We start from the raw sequence: 6768 nt of genomic DNA on the forward strand, positions 1-6768 counted from the left end.
GAAGGCTCTCCGCAGGGCGCCGACGACGATACGGGCCACGCCTCCGACCAGAGCCCGCAGTCGCAGCACCCCGCGGCGGATCTTCCCGTCGGTGAGCTGGAGCTGGATGCGGGTGCCCGCGTTCGCCGAGCTGAAGGCACGCTGTGCCGCCCAGGCGCGGCTCAGGCGCGCGGCGACGACGAGGTCTTCCGTCTCGGACTCGTTGCACCACACGATCAAGCCGCCTCGGCGGGCGAGCTGCCGGGAGAAGAGTGTGTCCTCGCCGCCGCCGAGACCGAGCGAAGGGTCGAACCGCAGACCGAGCCGCCGGATGGAGCGGAGGTCCAGCAGCAGGTTGCCCGCCGCTGCCACCTGGAGCACGGTGCCCGTCTCCCTTGGCGGCCGTCGGAAGGTGCCGGATGCGAGGAGCCACGGGTCGACGTCCTCGTCGAAGACGGAGATCACGCGCCCCATCACGGCATCGGCGCCGTGTTCGCGCCACACCTCGATGAGCGCGGAGAGCCACCGCTCTCGCGGGACCTCGTCGTCGTCGATGAAGGCCAGCAGGTCGCGGTCGGCGCACTCGTCCAGGAGGCGGTTGCGAGCGGCGACGATCCCCGGCTCGGGTTCGACGACGTAGCGGACCGGGACGCTCGCACCGGCGGCCACCTCCCTGGCGGAGCCGGAGGGATCGTTGTCCACCACCAGCACGTCCACCGTGACCCCGAGGTCTGCGCACTCGGCGATCCGCTCGGGAAGCGTGCGCAGCAGCGCTCGGAGCAGCTCCGGCCTCCGGTACGTGGGTACGCCGATCGTCACCCTGATCATGTCGTTCGATTCCGGTCCCCTGGTCATCCGCCCCATCCCCATGGCAGTATCGCGCCTCGACTCCGACGCCGGCTCATCGTATCGTGAACCCCTGAAGCCGCTCGTCGAGGAAGCTCTCGCGTATAGTCGTTCACCTGGGAGTCGACGTCGGTCGCGACTCTGGGGAATTCGACCGGCGACCCGAGGCGATCCGTGATCCGGATCCGGGGGGAGGATCGCGTGTCAATCGAGCACGGACGGCTTGCCGTGGTCGTGGTCAACTACGCCTCGGCGGGGTTGCTCGAGCGCAACCTGGTGATGGTGGAGCGCGAGGCGCGCGCGATCGATCAGCATGCGCTCGTCATCGTCGTCGACAACTGGTCGAACGCCGAAGAACGGCGCGCTGCCGCGACGATCGCCGACGCGCAGGGCTGGCTCCTGATCGAACCGCGATCCAACTCGGGCTTCGGCGGCGGGGTCAACATCGGGGTGACGCGCGCGCTCGCCGAGGGTGCCACCGACGTCCTCGTGATCAATCCGGACGCGCACATCGATCGCGCGTCGCTGCGCCGACTGGCCGCAGCCACCGACGCCGAGCGCACGACCCTCGCCTCACCGGTCATCACGGACTCGGACGGCAAGACCTGGTTCGCCGGGATCGATCTCCTGCTCGCCGACGGCACCATGCGCGCACGCCGCAAGCGCGACGCCGGGGACACCCAGCCGTTCGAACCATGGTTGAGCGGGGCCTGCCTGTGGATCACGCGCGAGGTCTGGGATCTCGCCGGCGGGTTCGACGACGATTATTTCCTCTACTGGGAGGACGTCGACTTCTCGCGTCGTGTCGTGTCGGCCGGCGGATCGCTGGCCCTCGTCGAGGACGCCAGGGCCGTGCACGACGAGGGAGGCACGCAGCGTGCGGAGCCCGAGACCTCACGCGCCAAGTCCGAGGGCTACTACTACTACAACATCCGCAATCGGATGCTCTACGCCGTGCGCCATCTCGATGACGAGGCCGTGCAGCGCTGGCGCCGGTCCATCCCGCGCACCGCCAGGGAGGTCATCCTCCGCGGTGGCCGACGACAGCTGATCCAGTCGCCCGCTCCGATCCGGGCCTATCTTCGCGGTGTGCGCGAAGCCCGACGGATCGCGCGGACGCACACCTCGGGCCAGAAGGGCAGGAAATGGTCGTAGACGCCTATCACCGTCTCGCACGCGCGCAGAAGGGGCACGCTCGTGGGGCGCCCGCCTACTCGGTGTACGTCAATCGGCGCATCGGTCGGGTGCTCGCCGCCGTCGCGTATCGGATCGGTCTCACCCCGAACCAGGTGTCGATCATCAGCGCGGTGCACTCCTTCATCGCGATCGGCCTCATCGCGTTCGGCCCCGTGAACGTGCCCATGGGCCTCCTGATCGCTCTGCTGCTGGTGCTCGGCTACGCCTGGGACTCCGCCGACGGTCAGGTGGCGCGTCTGCGCGGCGGGGGAAGCCCCCAGGGCGAGTGGCTCGATCACTTCATCGACACGCTCAAGATCGCCTCCCTCCACCTCGCCGTGCTGATCGGGCTCTATCGGGTGCTTCCCGACACGCCTCTTCTCCTGCTGATCCCGATCGTGTTCAGCATCGTCGCCACGACCACGTTCTCGGGAATGCTCCTGAACGATCTGCTCAAGGGCAAGCACGCGGTGGCGTCGACCCACGAGCGAGGAGGCGGGACCCTGCTGCGCTCGCTCATCCTGCTGCCGACGGACTTCGGGCTGGTGTGCCTCGTGTTCGTGCTGTGGGGGTGGACGCCGGCATTCCTCGTCGGCTACGGCGCTCTGTGCCTGGCCGCTGTCCTGTTCCTCGCGCTCGCCGCGGTGAAGTGGTTCCGTGAGATCGGAAGGCTCGGTGCCTCCGCATGACGGACGAGAAGATCCTGGTCGTGTGCGCGGCTAACGTGTGCCGGTCGCCGTTGGCCGAGCTGGCTCTTCGTCGCGGGCTCGGCGCGGATTCCCCCATCACCGTGAGCAGTGCCGGTGTGCGGGCGAACGCCGGCGACCCGATCTGCGCGGCGGTGGCCTCGGTCCATGAGGACGAGGAATGGCAGGCCTGGGCGCAGGAGCATCGGGCGCAGCCGGTGACGATCGAGCAGGTCGAGCAGGCGAGCATCGTGCTGACCGCATCGCGCGACATCCGTGGCGAACTGGTGAGGATGGCACCGCGTTCGCGTGACTGGATGTTCACGATCAAGGAAGCCGCCCATCTGGGGGAGGGCTTCTCGTCCTCCGCCTCCGACCGCGTGGTGGAGTACGTGGCGCACCTCGACCGTGCACGTTCCCGCGCCGTCCCGCTGACACCGCCTGGGGGCCCCGGGGCACGCCTGCGCCAGCTGTTCCAGGCCCGGGGGACCGTCGATCCGACGAGCATCGCCGATCGGCACGGGAGTCGCGGTCACCTGGAGACGATCCACGAGGTCGATGCCGCCATCGCGACGGTCCTCGCACAGCTCACGGGCCATCGTCGACACGCTTCCTGACCGGGCACTTGTGATTTTCCAGACCTCACACTAGGATTAGCCGACGCCGCGTTCCGCGCGGTTGAAGGGGACCTGAAGCCGAGGGGGCTTCGGGATTGAGGAATCTGGGTTCTGGGGAGCTGCAGTGTTCAACGTTTCATCATGCCGTTCTGGGGACGGCACTTCGCGCTCACGACGCGCGATCTTCGTCGCGCCTCTGGTGGCGCTGGCACTCGTGACGGCCGGTTGCACCGCTGCCGCGCCGAGCGCTTCGGAATCGCCGGCGCCGGCAGGCACCAGCACCACCGACTGGACGCCGCCCGCCGACACCGAGGCCCAGGGGCCCACGGAAGGCCCGGCGCTCACAGAGGAGAACGGAGCGCTCGACGCGCCCATCTCCCTCTCCACCGACATGGTCGTCACGATCGACAAGATTTCGACCACGACGATCAAGCCCGAGACGCCCGGCGAGTACGCCGGACCCGCGGTGGTCGTCACGCTGACCGTGGCCAATGACTCGAAGCGTGCGCAGAGCGTCGACTCCGCGGTCGTCAGTCTCGTCACGGACGACGGCGACATCGGGGTCTCCACGACCGCCGGCCCGAACGAACCCCTGCAGGGTGAGGTCGCCGCGGGCGCGAAGACCACCGGCACCTACGTCTTCATGCTCGATCCGACGCAGGGGCGCTCGGTGAAGATCAGCGTCAACTACGCCGCAGGCGAGCCGGTGGCCACCTTCGCCGGCCAGCTGTCCTGACGCGCGCGTAATCACTCGCATCACTCTCGTTTTTCATTTGCACTAACTCATTTTCGAAGAAGAAAACTGGCGGCTGGGGAGTCACTATGGGGAACACATCGACCACGAGGCGAGCGCTGAGCGCACTCGCGTCTGTCGTGACGGCGGCGTTGCTCGTCGCAGGCATGACGACACTGGGAGCGCAGGCGGCGTCAGCAGACGTCCCCTCGACCCCACCGCCTCTGCTGCAGCGTGACGACAACGTCGTCACCTCGGATCCGATTCCGACGGTGCAGATCGACAACGGCTACGTCTGGGCGCAGACGATGATCGGGTCGACCGTCTATGCGGTCGGCAAGTTCGACAACGCCAGGGCCCCGCTCGCCACGCCGGGAACGAGCCTGACGGCCCGCTCCAACGTGCTCGCCTACGACATCAACACGGGTCAGCTGCTCTCGTTCGCGCCGCAGGTGAACGGTGTGATCAAGGCCGTCGCCGCGTCGCCGGACGGCAGCCGCATCTACATCGGCGGATCGTTCAACTCCGTCAACGGTCAGGCCCGCTGGAACTTCGCGGCCCTCGATGCCGTGACCGGCCAGCTCGTGGCCGGCTTCAACCCGTCGATCGGCGGCAGCGGTGTCTACGCCCTCGCAACCTCCGGCACCAGCGTCTACGTGGGCGGGCTGTTCACGCAGGGCAACGGCACCGCCCGTAAGAACCTCGCCGGCTTCAACGCCGCCAACGGAGCCCTGTTGAGCTGGGCGCCGCAGACCGACCTCCAGGTCGACGCGATGGTCATGGACCCCGCGGGGCAGAACGTCATCGCCGCCGGGCGCTTCTCGCAGGTCAACGGCGACCTGACGATGCGCGGAACCGTGGCACTGGACAAGGCGACCGGCGCGGTCGACACGTCCTGGGCGCTCCCGCAGACGGTAAAGAACGGCTCGAACACGGGCTCGAACTCCGGCAAGGCCGGCATCTTCGGTCTCGCGGCCGACGACAAGGCCGTGTACGGCACCGGCTGGGTCTACGCCGACGCCGCCACGGGAAACCTGGAGGGGACCTTCGCGGCGGAAGCAGGGACGGGCCAGGTCCGCTGGATCGCCGACTGCCTCGGTGACCACTACGGCGTGTACTCCACCGGCAAGGTCGTCTACACGACCAGCCACACGCACGCGTGCGGCACGATGAGCCTGCACCCGGAGCAGAACCCGCGCACGCACCGCTACTCGGAGGCGTACACGGCGGATGCTCGCGGCTCGCTGGGCAACCAGCCCGCAGCCGGCGGCACCTACAAGAACTGGGCGGGCACTCCTGCACCGTCGCCCTACGCCTGGACGCCCGACTGGGCCGTCGGTGTGACGACGGGCATGGGACAGGCCGGTCTGTCGATCACGGGCGCGGGCAACATGATCTCGATCGGCGGTGAGTTCCGGTCCGTGAACAACGGCCGCTTCGAGGGACTCGTGCGCTTCTCGACGAACCCCCCTGGCGGAGCCAAGGACGGTCCCCGTCTCGCGGCGGCGAACTGGACCGGCACGGCGCAGTCGTTCATCCCCGGTCGCGTCCGGGTGTCGATCCCGGCCAACTGGGACCGCGACGATCTGACGCTCACGTACGAGCTCCGTCGCACCGGCACGGCCACGCCGGTCGCCACGACCACGGCCAACGGCACGTGGTGGAACCGGCCGTCCGTCACCCTCGAGGACAAGACGGCGACACCGGGATCGCAGCAGGAGTACACGGTCAGCGCCAAGGACAGCGCGGGAAACACCGTCAGCAGCCAGGTCATGAGCGTCACGGTCGCATCGGGAACGGTCTCGAGCTACACGAACGCGATCTCGGCCGACAACCCGCAGCTCTACTACCCGCTGGGCACCGCGGCGCAGGACTGGGCGGGCGCGAACCCTCCCGTGTTCGGCTCCGGCGTGACGTCGTCGGCTTCGGGCGTGGAGAACACCGCGACCGGCGCATCGACGTTCAGCGGAACCTCTTCGGGGCGAGCCTCTTCGACCGACAAGATCGCCGCATCGGCGGAGTTCTCCACGGAGCTGTGGTTCAAGACCAACACCACCACCGGTGGCAAGCTGCTCGGCTACGGCTCGGCGGCCTCGGGTGACTCCACGAGCTACGACCGCCATCTCTACATGACGAACAACGGGCGTCTGGTGTTCGGCACCTACAACGGCAGCACGCAGACGATCCAGAACACCACGGCGCTGAACAACAACGCCTGGCACCATGCGGTGGCCACGCAGAGCGCTGACGGCATGAAGCTGTACATCGACGGCGTGCTCGTCTCGTCCGCGGCCGGCGCGACCACCGCCGAGAACTACGTCGGGTACTGGCGTGTCGGCGGGGACAACCTCAACAGCTGGCCCTCCGCACCGAGCTCGAGCAACTTCAAGGGAGCTCTCGACGAGGTCGCGGTGTACCCCTACGCGCTCACCGCCGCGCAGGTGCAGACCCACTACGGCATCGGCAAGGGCTTCCAGCCGCCGACCGCGGCCTTCACCTCGACGCCGACGGATCTCGCCGTGGCATTCGACGCCAGCACGTCCGCGCCGACCGGCTCGGCCACGATCACCGGCTACCGCTGGGACTTCGGGGACGACTCGGCCACCGCGACGGGTAAGACGGTGTCGCACACCTACACGGCGGCGGGCACGTACACCGTCAAGCTCACCGTGACCGACAGCAACGGCCTGGCCACCACGACGGAGAACCCCGTCACGGTGCAGGCGGCCAA

General features: G+C 68.5%; 6 protein-coding genes. 5 read left to right on the forward strand and 1 reads right to left on the reverse strand.

Annotated features, from left to right (window positions below; genetic code table 11):
* Window positions 1-834 (reverse strand): glycosyltransferase family 2 protein (locus DSP71_RS18165; protein WP_181800775.1); only part of this gene is annotated, 834 nt, incomplete at its 3' end.
* A 192-nt stretch (window positions 835-1026) separates the two neighbouring features.
* Here DSP71_RS18165 and DSP71_RS18170 point away from each other — a divergent pair.
* The 5 genes from DSP71_RS18170 to DSP71_RS22510 all read left to right on the forward strand — a co-directional run.
* Complete coding sequence (locus tag DSP71_RS18170; RefSeq protein WP_231589633.1) at window positions 1027-1980, forward strand: glycosyltransferase family 2 protein; 954 nt, start codon at window positions 1027-1029, stop codon at window positions 1978-1980.
* Window positions 1971-2690: a CDP-alcohol phosphatidyltransferase family protein gene (locus DSP71_RS18175; RefSeq protein WP_046746653.1), complete on the forward strand. Its 720-nt coding sequence runs from the start codon at window positions 1971-1973 to the stop codon at window positions 2688-2690. Before DSP71_RS18170 ends, DSP71_RS18175 begins: the two co-directional genes overlap by 10 nt.
* Window positions 2687-3304: a protein tyrosine phosphatase gene (locus DSP71_RS18180; RefSeq protein WP_113681753.1), complete on the forward strand. Its 618-nt coding sequence runs from the start codon at window positions 2687-2689 to the stop codon at window positions 3302-3304. Before DSP71_RS18175 ends, DSP71_RS18180 begins: the two co-directional genes overlap by 4 nt.
* A 199-nt stretch (window positions 3305-3503) precedes the next feature.
* The gene (locus tag DSP71_RS18185) at window positions 3504-4040 is read left to right on the forward strand and encodes a DUF4352 domain-containing protein (RefSeq protein WP_113681754.1); all 537 of its coding nucleotides are present in this window, start codon (window positions 3504-3506) and stop codon (window positions 4038-4040) included.
* 86 nt (window positions 4041-4126) lie between these two features.
* The coding region (locus tag DSP71_RS22510; RefSeq protein WP_258546537.1) for a LamG-like jellyroll fold domain-containing protein at window positions 4127-6768 on the forward strand (2642 nt) is incomplete at its 3' end.

This window comes from Microbacterium sp. H6 (assembly GCF_003314775.1).
Taxonomy (GTDB): Bacteria; Actinomycetota; Actinomycetes; order Actinomycetales; family Microbacteriaceae; genus Microbacterium; species Microbacterium oxydans.